Here is a 13,371-nt window from a genome sequence, read left to right as displayed (position 1 = left end):
TTATCAAAGTTTGGTCAAGGACAGGCCAGCCCAGGTGGCGAGCAGCCCGCCGAATACGCTGATGGCCGCATAGCCCAGGGCCAGCGGCACCTGCCCGGTTTCCAGCAGGCGCACCGTATCCAGTGAAAAGGATGAAAAAGTCGTCAGCCCCCCGAGGAAGCCGACGATCAACCCGGCGCGCACCGCAAACGATACCTCCGGGCGAATCAAAAACAGGCCGTATAGAACGCCGATCAGCAAGCAGCCCACGATATTAACGGCCAGCGTCGCGGTATAGAAGTGCCGCGGCCAATTCGCGTTGATCCAGTTACCGGTGGCGAAGCGCAACAGCGTACCGGCGACACCGCCGACAGAGACCGCAACAATCAAGGGAATCACTATTTTCTCCGCTGTCGGGGGCTTAAACGGTCAAGTTGCGCGAGGTGGTTGAGCTTTTCGCCGATCTTCAGCTCCAGGCCACGTGGCACGGGCTGATAGAACGGTTGCGGCTCAAGCTCTTCCGGGAAGTAGTCTTCGCCGGCGGCATAGGCGTCCGGTTCATCGTGGGCATAGCGGTATTCGTCACCATAACCCAATTGCTTCATCAACTTGGTCGGTGCGTTGCGCAGGTGCAGCGGCACTTCCAGCGAACCGTGTTCGGTGGCGCTGCGCATCGCGGCCTTGAAGCCCATGTACACCGCATTGCTTTTCGGCGCACAAGCCAGATACGTAATGGCCTGGGCCACCGCCAATTCACCTTCGGGGCTGCCGAGGCGCTCCTGCACTTCCCACGCCGCCAGGCACAGGCTGAGGGCGCGGGGGTCAGCGTTGCCGATGTCTTCGCTGGCCATGCGCACCACGCGCCGGGCCAGGTACAGCGGATCGCAACCGCCGTCGATCATCCGCGCGAACCAATACAACGCGCCATCGGGGTTGGAACCGCGCACCGATTTATGCAGCGCGGAAATCTGGTCGTAGAAAGCTTCGCCGCCCTTGTCGAAGCGCCGACGGGTATCGCCCAGCAGGCTTTGCAGCAGGTCGACGCCGATTTCGCTGTTGTCTTCGGCCAGGTCCGAGGCGTTTTCCAACAGGTTGAGCAAACGCCGGCCATCGCCATCGGCGGCGGACAGCAGCATCTGGAAGCCTTCGTCGTTGAGGGTCAGTTGCCGCTTGCCCAACCCGCGCTCTTCGGTCAACGCACGATGCACCAGCTTGCGCAGGGCCGCTTCGTCGAGGCTTTTGAGCACATAGACGCGGGCCCGGGACAGGAGCGCGTTATTGAGTTCGAACGAGGGGTTTTCCGTGGTCGCGCCGATGAAAATCAGCGTGCCGTCTTCAACGTACGGCAGGAACGCATCCTGCTGCGACTTGTTGAAGCGGTGCACTTCGTCGACGAACAGGATGGTGCGTTTACCGTACTGCCCGGCCTGCTGCTTGGCGACTTCCACCGCCTGACGAATCTCTTTGACCCCGGCCAGTACCGCCGAAACCGTTTCGAAGTGCGCATCCGAGACTTCCGCCAGCAGCCGCGCCAGGGTGGTTTTACCCACTCCCGGCGGGCCCCAGAAAATCATCGAATGCAGGGCCCCCTGCTCCAGGGCTTCGCGCAAAGGCTTGCCGCGAGCGAGCACGTGTTCCTGACCGACGTACTCGTCCAGATTGGCCGCGCGCAGGCGGGCGGCCAAGGGCTGAGCAATCGGGGCACTGCGAAACAGGTCCATCACGTACGTTTGAAACCTCTTTGCTGGATCTGATGCCGATCAGTTAAGGCATTGAACACCGCAGTTCCTGTGGGAGCGGGCTTGCCCGCGATAGCGTCAGGTCAGTCAACATTGATATTGAATGCAATGCCGCCATCGCGGGCAAGCCCGCTCCCACAGGTTCTATGTTCTGCTCTCTATTCCTGGATCACGTCCGCACCCTTCGGGATGTCGAACTTGAACTTGGATGCCGGAATCGGCTCGTTGGCCTTCACCCCGGTGAACAGGATATTGGTGCGCTGGCCGACACTGTCGATCAGTTGCATGTCATTGACCAGACCGTTACGGAACGACAGACGCAGGCTGTCGAACAGGGTGTCTTTGGTTTTCGGCTTCAGGGTGAAGTCGATCACGCCACCGGCTTCCTTGGCGCTGATGTCGAAGCTCTGGCTGATCTTGGACACGTCACCGGACAGCAACAGTGCCGGCGTCTGGGTCAGGCGCTGGTCGAGGGTCTTGATAGTGACCTGCTCCAGGTCCGGGTCCCACAGGGAAACTTTCTTGCCGTCGGACACCATCAGTTGCTCCTGCGGCGCATCGGTGTGCCAGTAGAACAGGCCCGGGCGCTGCAAGGACATCTGACCGGCGGTTTCCTGCAACTGGGTGCCGCTGCCATCGAGGGTCAGCTGGGAGAAGCGCGCGGTCAGGGTCTGGGATTTTTCCAGCAGTTGGGTCAGACGCGCCACGTCCTTGTCATCGGCGTGGGCCGAGAGCGTGGTCAAAGCCAGTACCGGCAGCAACAGCATGCGGATAAGACGCATGGGAGTCCTCATAAACATTCGTGGGAGTGCGGGCGGCGCCTCAGACGCCACCCCTTTCAAAACCGGATCAGTCGCGCACCGGGCCAGGGGCCAGGACTTCACGCGAGCCGTTGGTGTTCATGGACGTCACGACCCCGGCCATTTCCATGGCTTCGATCATGCGCGCCGCGCGGTTGTAGCCAATTTTCAGCTTACGCTGAACCGCGGAGATGGACGCGCGCCGGCTTTCCAGGACGAACTGCACCGCTTCATCGTAGAGCGCGTCGGTTTCGGCATCATCTTCACCGCCACCGCCGCCGTTTTCAAAGCCGCTACCGGCCTCTTCGACACCGGCGAGGATGTCATCGTTGTATTCCGGCGCGCCGCGCAGTTTCCAGGCTTCAACCACCCGGTGTACCTCGTCATCGGACACGAACGCGCCGTGAACACGAATCGGCAGACTGGTGCCGGGCGGCATGTAGAGCATGTCACCGTGGCCCAGCAACTGTTCGGCACCGCCCTGGTCGATGATGGTCCGCGAATCGATCTTGCTCGACACCTGGAACGCCATACGGGTCGGAATGTTCGCCTTGATCAGACCGGTGATCACATCCACCGACGGCCGCTGGGTCGCGAGAATCAAGTGGATACCGGCCGCACGGGCCTTCTGGGCGATACGGGCGATCAGCTCTTCAACCTTCTTGCCGACGATCATCATCATGTCGGCGAATTCGTCGACGACCACGACGATGGTCGGCAGCTTTTGCAGCAGCGGTGCTTCGTCGTGGATGCTTTCGCGCTTGTACAGCGGATCGCTCAATGGCTCACCGGCGTCCTGGGCTTCCTTGACCTTGGCGTTGAAGCCCGACAGGTTACGCACGCCCATCTTCGCCATCAGCTTGTAGCGCCGCTCCATTTCGGCGACGCTCCAGCGCAAGGCGTTGGCGGCGTCCTTCATGTCGGTGACCACCGGGCACAGCAGGTGCGGAATGCCTTCGTAGATCGACAGCTCAAGCATTTTCGGGTCGATCATGATCAGCTTGGCGTCTTCCGGGCCAGACTTGAACAGAATCGACAGGATCATCGCGTTCACACCCACCGACTTACCGGAACCGGTCGTACCGGCCACCAGCAAGTGGGGCATTTTCGCCAGGTCGGTGATGACCGGTTTGCCGCCGATATCATGACCCAGGGCCAGGGTGACCGGGGACTTGAAGTTATCGTACTCGGGAGTCGACAAGACCTCGGAGAAGCGCACGATCTGCCGGTCTTCGTTAGGGATCTCGATACCCACCGTGGTTTTGCCCGGAATCACTTCCACGACACGCACACTGGTCACGGCCAGGGAACGGGCCAGGTCTTTCGCCAGGTTGGAGATGCGGCTGACTTTGACGCCGGCTGCTGGCTGGATTTCGTAACGGGTAATGACCGGGCCCGGGTGAATCGAATCCACCGAGACTTCGACGCCGAATTCCTTGAGCTTGATTTCCAGCAAGTGGCCGACGGCCGCCAGGGATTCGGGCGAATAATTGAGTTGTTTCTTTTCCGCCGGGTCGAGAATCGAGATCGGCGGCAAGGTGCCTTCCACGGCGCTGTCGACGAACAACGGCGCCTGTTTCTCTTTTTCCACGCGTTTGCTCGGAGCAGCCGGTTTGGGCGGCGCGGGAGCAATCACCGGCGGCACCTGCTTTTCGCGCTCGGACATGTGCTTGCTCAGGGCCTGCTCACGTTCGATCAGGCGCTCCTTGACCTTGGCTTGCTCACGCTTATCGGTAACTGTCGGCGCCACCACGTCATGCACGCGATCGTCGACTTCACGCAATTGGGCGACCAGTTGCTTGCGTTCGGTACGGGCTGCCCACCAGCGATTGGCCGCGCCCTGAAACAGTTCGAACAGATCGAGGGTGATCTTGCCGGTGACGTCCATCACCTTGAACCACGACAGGTCAGTGAACACCGTCAGGCCGAACAGGAACAGTGCAATAAACAACAACGTGCTGCCCTGGATGTTCAGCGCATTTTTCGCCAGATCGCCAAGGCTTTCACCCAAGGCGCCGCCCGCGCCGGCCGGCAGACCGGTCGCCGCATGGAAGTGGATGTGGGCCAGCGCCGCGCCCGACAGCACCAGAAATACCAGGCCGATCAGGCGCCAGGAGAACAGCCAGCCGCTCCACTGCCACGGCTCGTGGCGCTGGCGGAAAATCTGATAGGCCTTGATCGCCAGCAACAGCGGGAAAATGTAGGCGAAGTAACCCAGGACCATGAACAGGATGTCGGCGCTGTAAGAGCCCGCAGGCCCGCCGAAGTTCTGCACATCGTCGATCTTGCTGTTATGACTCCAGCCCGGATCGTCCTTGCCATAGGTCAACAAGGCCATCATCAGGAACAGGCACAAGGCACCGATGGCGATCAATGCACCTTCCTTGAGCCGGTAGTGCAATTGCTGGCGCCAGAGCGGAACGACTGTTTTAGGTGCTGCGGTGGATTTCTTCAAAACGCTTCTTTTCCTGCGCCCATGGCGCGTCCATCTGTTGAATGACTATAAAAACTGCCCAATCCAGGCAGGTAAAAAAGTTAACAGCCCCAACCGGGACTACTTTTAACACTGTGCCCCGGGTTTTCGAAATACGGCACACACCGCTTTTTTGATACAAACACTGTTACAAGCAGGCATTGTACGGGTTTGTTCGCCCAATGCCATGCTTGACCCCCTTGGCTCCGGCATAGCCAAGAGCACAGTACGCGCAGTCCAATTTGAGCATGCATTCTCTTTTGTGACAAAGGCTTATGAGGTGTTTTTATGAGTGAAGCGCAGCATTCCCGCCTGATCATTCTGGGTTCCGGCCCTGCCGGTTACAGCGCAGCCGTTTATGCCGCTCGCGCCAACCTCAAACCCGTTGTCATTACCGGCATACAGGCAGGTGGCCAGCTGACCACCACCGTCGAAGTCGATAACTGGCCCGGCGACGTCGAAGGCCTGACCGGCCCGGTACTGATGGAGCGCATGCAGAAACACGCCGAACGCTTCGACACAGAGATCGTTTACGACCACATCCATACGGCCAAGTTGCAACAGCGCCCGTTCGAACTCATCGGCGACAGCGGCACCTACACCTGTGATGCACTGATAATTGCCACCGGCGCTTCGGCACAATACCTGGGGCTGCCATCGGAAGAAGCCTTTGCCGGCAAAGGGGTTTCGGCCTGCGCCACCTGCGATGGCTTCTTCTACCGCAACCAGGTGGTCGCGGTGGTCGGCGGCGGCAACACCGCGGTGGAAGAAGCGCTGTACCTGTCGAACATCGCCAAGGAGGTTCATCTGATTCACCGTCGTGACAAACTGCGCTCGGAGAAGATCCTCCAGGACAAGCTCTTCGAAAAATCCGTCAACGGCAATATCCGCCTGCACTGGAACCAGAATCTGGATGAAGTGCTGGGAGATGCCAGCGGCGTGACCGGCGCCCGCCTGCGTCACAGCCACACTGACGAAACCAGTGAACTGTCGCTGGCCGGCGTGTTCATTGCCATCGGCCACAAGCCCAACACCGACCTGTTCCAGGGCCAGCTGCAGATGCGCAACGGCTACCTGCTGGTCAAGGGCGGCAGTGAAGGCGACGCCACTGCCACCGACATCGAAGGCGTGTTCGCCGCTGGCGACGTGGCCGACCACGTTTACCGCCAGGCCGTGACGTCCGCCGGAGCCGGCTGCATGGCCGCGCTGGACGCCGAGAAGTATCTCGATGACATACCCACCGTCTGACGGTTAACCTCCTTCAAGGCGGGCTCACCGGCCCGCCACCGCCCTCCCCTTCTGCAAGCCCGGATGCCATGCTGACTTGGTTACAACGCAACACCCTGACCTTCCCGCCGCTGGAAAAAGCCATGCGCGACCCCAACGGGTTGCTGGCCGCGGGCGGCGATCTGTCCGCCGACCGCCTGATTCAGGCCTATCGCCACGGCTGCTTTCCGTGGTTTTCGGAGGGTCAGCCGATTCTCTGGTGGTCGCCGGATCCGCGCACGGTACTGTTTCCCGACGAACTGCATGTCTCTCGCAGCCTGAATAAATTGCTGCGCCAACAACGCTATCAAGTGACCTTCGATCGGGATTTTGCCTCGGTCATCCGCGCCTGCGCCGAGCCGCGCGAGTACGCTGACGGCACCTGGATCACCCAAGCGATGCAGGACGCCTACGTGGAACTGCACAAGCGCGGTTACGCCCATTCAGTGGAGGTCTGGGACGATGGCGTGCTGGTCGGCGGGCTCTACGGCCTGGCCATGGGGCAACTGTTTTTCGGTGAGTCGATGTTCAGTCGCGCCGACAACGCCTCCAAATATGGCTTTGCCACACTGGTGCGACATCTGAAAGACTCAGGCTTTGTGCTGATCGATTGCCAGATGCCCACCGACCATCTGCACAGCCTGGGCGCCCGAGCGATTCCCCGCAGCGAGTTTGCCGGCTACCTTGCGCGGCACCTGGATCAACCCGGTCACGCCACCTGGGTTTGCTGAGCGACTTTTGCGCGCGTGGCTTACACTTAATGCGGGGGAAACGAATTGAGAACGCCCCCTAACCAAAAGCTTATCCCGAGGGTTGATCATGACCGAGTTGGCGCGCTTGAAGTTCTATGCCACTCAGCCTCACTCTTGCAGTTATCTGCCCGAGGAGCAGGCCACGACGCTGTTCCTCGACCCTAGTCAGCCCATGGATGTGCATGTCTATGCAGATCTGTCGGAAATGGGTTTTCGTCGCAGTGGCGATCATCTCTATCGACCCCATTGCCAGCACTGCAATGCGTGCGTACCGGCGCGCATCCCTGTGGCGCAATTTATCCCCAACCGTCAGCAAAAACGCATTCTCAAACGCAATGCCGACTTGCAGGTGCGTCCGGCCAGGCCAAAATTCAGCGAAGAGTACTTCGACCTCTATCAGCGCTACATCGAACAACGTCATGCCGATGGCGACATGTATCCGCCGAGCCGCGACCAGTTTTCAACCTTCCTGGTGCGTGACCTGCCGTTCTCCCGCTTCTACGAATTTCGTCTCGAAGGCCGACTGCTGGCAGTGGCTGTCACCGATTTGCTGCCCAATGGCCTGTCGGCGGTCTACACCTTCTACGAACCCTGCGAAGAACGCCGCAGCCTGGGGCGTTACGCGATCCTCTGGCAGATCGCCGAAGCCCGGCGCCTGGGACTGGAAGCGGTCTACCTCGGCTACTGGATCAAAAACTGCAAAAAAATGAGCTACAAGACCCAATATCGCCCAATCGAACTGCTGATTAATCAACGTTGGGTCATCCTGAGCTAGAACCCCTTGGCTTAAACCCCATTTTTCGGGCACAATGCACGCCGCTTTTGCCTGGCGCAGTTGCACCGGGCCATTCATTGGACACCGAGGGCTTTACTGCATGTCGAAAGAAGACAGCTTCGAAATGGAAGGCACTGTCGTCGACACCCTGCCCAACACCATGTTTCGTGTGGAGTTGGAAAATGGGCACGTCGTAACCGCGCATATCTCCGGCAAGATGCGCAAGAACTACATTCGTATTCTTACCGGCGACAAAGTGCGCGTCGAGCTGACGCCCTATGACTTGAGCAAAGGGCGCATCACCTACCGCGCTCGCTAATCAAGTCAATACAAAACGCCCGGCTATGCCGGGCGTTTTTGTTTGCGCGTGAATTAGCTGCCACATTTCGAGCCGCTGCACCGATCCTGTGGGAGCGGGCTTGCCCGCGATAGCGGTGGATCTGCTTGCCTGGATACTGAATGTGCCGCCGCCTTCGCGGGCAAGCCCGCTCCCACAAGGTTTGGTGTTTATCGCTTGAAATCGACCAGACAGCAAAAGGCGCCTTTCGGCGCCTTTTGCTTTGTTGCGGTTAACGTCAGGCCATTTCAGCCGTGGTCTCGAACTCGAAGGTCAGCTCGCCGTCCTTGATGTCGATGTGTACTACACCGCCATGGTCGGCCAGTTCGCCAAAGAGGATCTCTTCCGCCAGCGGACGCTTGATTTTGTCCTGGATCAAACGCGCCATTGGTCGAGCACCCATCGCCGTATCGTAGCCACCCGCAGCCAGCCAACTACGCGCCGCATCGGTCACTTCCAGCTGCACACGCTTGTCTTCCAGTTGCGCCTGCAGTTCGGTAAGGAACTTGTCCACCACGCTTTTGATGACCTCATGACTGAGGCGACCAAACTGGATAATGGTGTCCAGACGGTTACGGAACTCCGGCGTGAAGCTCTTCTTGATCACTTCCATCGCATCGGACGAGTGATCCTGATAGGTGAAACCGATCGAAGCACGCGCTGCCGTCTCGGCACCGGCGTTGGTCGTCATGATGACGATCACGTTACGGAAGTCCGCCTTGCGCCCGTTGTTATCGGTCAGCGTACCGTGGTCCATGACCTGCAACAGCAGGTTGAAGACTTCCGGATGCGCCTTCTCGATTTCATCGAGCAACAGCACGCAGTGAGGCTGCTTGGTGATGGCCTCGGTCAGCAGACCGCCCTGATCGAACCCGACATAGCCTGGAGGCGCACCGATCAGACGCGATACGGTGTGGCGCTCCATGTACTCGGACATGTCGAAGCGAACCAGTTCGACTCCCAACGCCTTGGCCAGTTGCCGCGCAGCCTCGGTTTTACCGACACCGGTCGGCCCTGCGAACAGGAACGAACCGACGGGCTTGTCAGGTGACTTGAGGCCGGCACGGGACAGTTTGATCGCGGTCGACAGCGAGTCGATCGCGGCATCCTGGCCAAATACCGTGAGTTTCAGGTCACGCTCAAGGTTACGCAGCAGTTCTTTGTCGGAACTGGTGACGTGTTTTGGCGGAATTCGCGCGATCTTCGCGACGATGTCCTCGACCTGAGGCACTTCGATGCGTTTCACGCGCTTCTCGATCGGTTGCAGACGCTGATAGGCGCCCGCCTCGTCGATGACGTCGATGGCCTTGTCCGGCATGTGCCGGTCATTGATGTAACGCGAGGCCAGTTCAGCAGCGGCGCGCAGGGCTTCATCGCTGTATTCGATGTTGTGGTGCGCTTCGAAACGCCCTTTCAGGCCGCGCAGGATGCCAATGGTGTCTTCCACCGAAGGCTCCGACACATCGACCTTCTGGAAGCGCCGGGCCAGAGCACGGTCCTTCTCGAAGATTCCGCGGAACTCCTGGAACGTGGTCGAACCGATGCAGCGAATATCGCCGGACGACAGCAATGGCTTGAGCAGGTTCGAGGCATCCATGACGCCACCCGACGCAGCGCCCGCACCGATGATGGTGTGGATCTCGTCGATGAACAGGATCGCCTGCGGACGCTTTTTCAGCTCATTGAGCAGCGCCTTGAAGCGCTTCTCGAAATCGCCGCGGTATTTGGTCCCGGCCAGCAAGGCCCCCAGATCGAGGGAATACACCACGCTGTTGGCCAGCAGGTCCGGCACCTGGTTGTCGACAATGCGTTTGGCCAGGCCTTCGGCAATCGCGGTTTTACCCACGCCCGCCTCGCCCACCAGCAGCGGATTGTTTTTGCGACGACGCGCCAGGATCTGCGCGACGCGCTCGACTTCCAGCTCACGGCCTACCAACGGATCGATACGACCCTGGCGCGCGAGTTCGTTGAGGTTGCTGGCATAAGCATCCAGAGGATTGCCTGAGGAAGAAGACTCACCGCCCTCGTCGTCCTGCATATCTTGTTCACCTTCAGAGTGATCGCCATGCCCCGGCACTTTGGAAATGCCATGGGCGATGTAGTTGACGACATCGATGCGCGCAACGCTCTGCTGTTTCAGCAGAAACACTGCCTGACTCTCTTGCTCACTGAAGATCGCGACCAGCACGTTGGCGCCAGTCACTTCGCGTTTGCCCGAGCTCTGTACATGGAAGACAGCACGTTGCAGTACACGCTGAAAGCCCAGGGTTGGCTGGGTTTCACGATCCTCGTCATGAAGAGGGATCAATGGCGTGGTGGAGTCGATGAACTCCTGCAGATCATGCTTGAGTTTGTCGAGGTTTGCGCCGCAGGCACGCAAAACGGTGGCGGCAGCCTCATTGTCCAATAGGGCCAGCAGCAGGTGTTCGACGGTCATGAATTCATGACGCTTCGAACGAGCCTCCTTGAAGGCTAGATTGAGGGTGACTTCGAGCTCGCGGTTTAACATAGCTTCACCTCATACCCAAGTGGTCGGCGATTAACCGTCCTTCTCGATTTCACAGAGTAGCGGATGCTGGCTTTCCCTGGCGTACTGGTTGACCTGCATGGCCTTGGTCTCCGCGATGTCGCGGGTAAACACTCCACATACTGCCCGTCCTTCTGTGTGGACGGCCAGCATGACCTTGGTCGCCAGCTCGCGATTCAGGTTAAAAAACACCTCGAGCACTTCGACGACGAAATCCATCGGTGTGTAGTCATCGTTGAACAAAACCACCTTGTACATCGGTGGCGCCTGTAAAGCAGGCTTAGCCTCCTGAACAGCAATGCCTGCGGAATCGTCGTCGTGTAAATCAGGGCGATCCTGATTGAATGTTAGTCGAATCTGGCTAATTGCATGCATGGAAAGAAAGGTTCGTCAGTTGTGCGAATACAGTGGTGGGGGCGCCCATCGACGATTTCAACTCCGACTACCCGGTCACCTTGACTATCGGGAAAACGGTGTTACAAACAATAGAGCCCACAGTGGGTAAAAAAGGTCCGCGGAGTCAATCCTGTTTGCAAGATTAGACTGCGGATGAACTGGATGATACTCCAGTGATGGAGTCTGTTGCAGAGGGATATGGGTATGTCAGGCGTCAAGGACAACGAGACGGTCAAGGGCACGTACAAAGGCAAGGTCAAATGGTTCAATAATGCCAAGGGTTACGGCTTCATCATTGAGGATGGCAAGAACGACGATCTGTTCGCCCATTATTCGGCCATCCAGATGGACGGTTATAAAACCCTGAAAGCCGGCCAACCCGTCGTCTTTGACATCACTCAGGGCCCCAAGGGCCTTCACGCGGTCAATATCGGCGCAGCTCAGGACATTCACAGCGTCGTCGCCCCCGCCGGACAACAGACCGTTACGGCATAAGTTCGCACCTGCCATCCAGTCATAAAAAACCGCCCGATTCAATCACTTGAGTCGGGCGGTTTTTTGTTGCATGAATCTGCTTACATGTGCGACTTACATATGCGAGATGAGCGCATCACCAAACGCAGAAGACGACAGCAGTTTCGCGCCCTCCATCAGACGTTCGAAGTCATAGGTCACGGTTTTGGCCGAAATTGCACCATTGGTGCCCTTGATAATCAGATCGGCCGCTTCGGTCCAGCCCATGTGACGCAACATCATTTCAGCGGACAGGATCAACGAACCCGGGTTGACCTGGTCCTTGCCGGCGTACTTCGGCGCGGTGCCGTGGGTCGCTTCGAACATGGCCACGGTGTCGGACAGGTTCGCACCCGGCGCAATACCGATACCGCCCACTTCGGCCGCCAGGGCGTCGGAGAGGTAGTCGCCGTTGAGGTTCAGGGTCGCGATCACATCGTATTCTGCCGGGCGCAGCAGGATCTGCTGGAGCATGGCGTCGGCAATGGCATCCTTGACGATGACATTCTTGCCGGTTTTCGGGTTCTTGAACTGCATCCATGGACCGCCGTCGAGCAGGGTCGCGCCGAATTCTTCAGCGGCCACTTCGTAGGCCCATTCCTTGAAGGCACCTTCGGTGAACTTCATGATGTTGCCTTTGTGCACGATGGTCAGCGAGTCGCGATCGTTGTCGACCACATACTGCAGGGCCTTGCGCGCCAGACGCTTGGTGCCTTCCAGGGAGACTGGCTTGACGCCGATACCGCAGTTTTCGTCGAAACGGATCTTGGTGACGCCCATTTCTTCTTTTAGGAACTTGATGACCTTGGTCGCTTCCGGCGAACCGGCTTTCCATTCGATACCGGCATAAATGTCTTCCGAGTTTTCGCGGAAGATGGTCATGTCGACGTCGCCTGGCTTTTTGACCGGGCTAGGTACGCCTTCGAACCAGCGCACCGGGCGCAGGCAGACATACAGGTCGAGCTGCTGACGCAGGGCCACGTTCAGGGAACGGATGCCACCGCCAACCGGGGTGGTCAGAGGGCCCTTGATGGAAACCACGTAATCCTTGACCGCGTCCAGAGTTTCCTGAGGCAGCCAGGTGTCCTGATCGTAAACCTGAGTCGCTTTCTCCCCGGCGTAGACTTCCATCCAGGAAATTTTGCGCTCGCCACCGTAAGCCTTCTTAACAGCAGCATCGACAACCTTGATCATGACCGGGCTGATATCAACGCCAATACCATCGCCTTCGATGAAGGGAATGATCGGGTTGTTAGGAACATTGAGAGAATGGTCCGCGTTGACGGTGATTTTGTCGCCGACGGCTGGAACCTGAATCTTCTTGTATCCCATGCTGAACTCCATTGTTTGGATTGAACATCTGGCTTCGTCCGAGCGTACCCCAGTTAAATCGGCACGCAAACCCTATGTTCCGCCCATCTGCCGCAAAGCTGCACAGTTCGCGACGTACAAGCCTGAAAGCAAAGGGAAAAGCGCCAAACTCAAGCACGATGGACGACTCTACGCCCCACACCGGCCTGCGACCTTTAGACCAATGGACGAAAATCGTTGCATATGAACCATCGGCAGATTGCCAGCTACCTATGTATAATGCCGCCGCTGACCGCAGGGTCACGACGGCCGACCTCTCTATTACGAGGACTTTGGGCCCGAGAAAGCCGGACTGTTATCGCAGCCCACCCGCTTGACGCTCGACCGATGCACCCAACATCACCGCAAAGAAACCTCGACATTCGGCTCATGGATGACTTTGAACGAACGCGCTTACCCGGCGCCCCTCGAGTTTCTGTGCACGCTTTAGCAAAGAAGAGAGA

General features: G+C 58.6%; 12 protein-coding genes. 5 read left to right on the top strand and 7 right to left on the bottom strand.

Annotated elements, in window-relative coordinates; genetic code table 11:
• Nucleotides 1–3 precede the first annotated feature (3 nt).
• The 4 genes from crcB to QMK51_RS10565 all read right to left on the bottom strand — a co-directional run bounded on the left by crcB (nucleotide 4) and on the right by QMK51_RS10565 (nucleotide 4,973).
• A complete protein-coding gene (gene crcB / locus QMK51_RS10580; protein WP_007941127.1) occupies nucleotides 4–378 on the bottom strand; it encodes a fluoride efflux transporter CrcB in 375 nt (124 codons plus the stop codon).
• Complete coding sequence (locus tag QMK51_RS10575; RefSeq protein ID WP_258700700.1) at nucleotides 378–1,700, bottom strand: replication-associated recombination protein A; 1,323 nt, start codon at nucleotides 1,698–1,700, stop codon at nucleotides 378–380. The genes crcB and QMK51_RS10575 overlap by 1 nt, the downstream gene beginning before the upstream one ends.
• Nucleotides 1,701–1,876: 176 nt before the next feature.
• Nucleotides 1,877–2,500 (bottom strand): outer membrane lipoprotein chaperone LolA, encoded by a 624-nt coding sequence (lolA, locus tag QMK51_RS10570; RefSeq protein ID WP_007904916.1) that lies wholly within the window; start codon nucleotides 2,498–2,500, stop codon nucleotides 1,877–1,879.
• A gap of 67 nt (nucleotides 2,501–2,567) precedes the next feature.
• Nucleotides 2,568–4,973: a DNA translocase FtsK gene (locus tag QMK51_RS10565; RefSeq protein ID WP_026345733.1), complete on the bottom strand. Its 2,406-nt coding sequence runs from the start codon at nucleotides 4,971–4,973 to the stop codon at nucleotides 2,568–2,570.
• Between the two features lie 306 nt (nucleotides 4,974–5,279).
• On the opposite strand from QMK51_RS10565, the gene trxB reads away from it, so the two are divergent.
• The 4 genes from trxB (at nucleotide 5,280) to infA (ending at nucleotide 8,103) form a co-directional block, all read left to right on the top strand.
• Nucleotides 5,280–6,239 carry a thioredoxin-disulfide reductase gene (gene trxB, locus QMK51_RS10560; protein ID WP_258700045.1) on the top strand — a complete coding sequence of 320 codons (960 nt, stop codon included), beginning with the start codon at nucleotides 5,280–5,282 and terminating at the stop codon, nucleotides 6,237–6,239.
• 68 nt (nucleotides 6,240–6,307) lie between these two features.
• Nucleotides 6,308–6,988, top strand: coding sequence for a leucyl/phenylalanyl-tRNA--protein transferase (aat, locus tag QMK51_RS10555; RefSeq protein WP_320393982.1), 681 nt, complete (start codon nucleotides 6,308–6,310; stop codon nucleotides 6,986–6,988).
• 88 nt (nucleotides 6,989–7,076) lie between these two features.
• Nucleotides 7,077–7,784, top strand: a complete 708-nt coding sequence (locus tag QMK51_RS10550; protein ID WP_258700043.1) for an arginyltransferase — start codon at nucleotides 7,077–7,079, stop codon at nucleotides 7,782–7,784.
• 100 nt (nucleotides 7,785–7,884) lie between these two features.
• Entirely contained in the window at nucleotides 7,885–8,103 is a 219-nt protein-coding gene (infA, locus tag QMK51_RS10545) for a translation initiation factor IF-1 (RefSeq protein ID WP_002553999.1), read from the top strand.
• A 256-nt stretch (nucleotides 8,104–8,359) separates the two neighbouring features.
• Here the strand turns inward: infA and clpA are convergent, their stop codons facing one another.
• Together clpA and clpS are read right to left on the bottom strand one after the other, a co-directional pair.
• Nucleotides 8,360–10,630, bottom strand: coding sequence for an ATP-dependent Clp protease ATP-binding subunit ClpA (gene clpA / locus QMK51_RS10540; RefSeq protein ID WP_258700042.1), 2,271 nt, complete (start codon nucleotides 10,628–10,630; stop codon nucleotides 8,360–8,362).
• Between the two features lie 30 nt (nucleotides 10,631–10,660).
• Nucleotides 10,661–11,023 (bottom strand): ATP-dependent Clp protease adapter ClpS, encoded by a 363-nt coding sequence (clpS, locus tag QMK51_RS10535; RefSeq protein WP_015094394.1) that lies wholly within the window; start codon nucleotides 11,021–11,023, stop codon nucleotides 10,661–10,663.
• Between the two features lie 225 nt (nucleotides 11,024–11,248).
• Here clpS and cspD point away from each other — a divergent pair, with 225 nt between their 5' ends.
• Entirely contained in the window at nucleotides 11,249–11,539 is a 291-nt protein-coding gene (gene cspD, locus QMK51_RS10530; protein ID WP_258700041.1) for a cold shock domain-containing protein CspD, read from the top strand.
• A gap of 93 nt (nucleotides 11,540–11,632) precedes the next feature.
• Here the strand turns inward: cspD and icd are convergent, their stop codons facing one another.
• Nucleotides 11,633–12,889: an NADP-dependent isocitrate dehydrogenase gene (gene icd, locus QMK51_RS10525; protein ID WP_007905029.1), complete on the bottom strand. Its 1,257-nt coding sequence runs from the start codon at nucleotides 12,887–12,889 to the stop codon at nucleotides 11,633–11,635.
• Nucleotides 12,890–13,371 lie beyond the last annotated feature (482 nt).

The organism is Pseudomonas sp. P9_31, assembly GCF_034008235.1.
Lineage (GTDB): Bacteria > Pseudomonadota > Gammaproteobacteria > Pseudomonadales > Pseudomonadaceae > Aquipseudomonas.
Note: the sequence above shows the minus strand (reverse complement) of the source record. Positions and strands in the feature narration are given on the sequence as shown.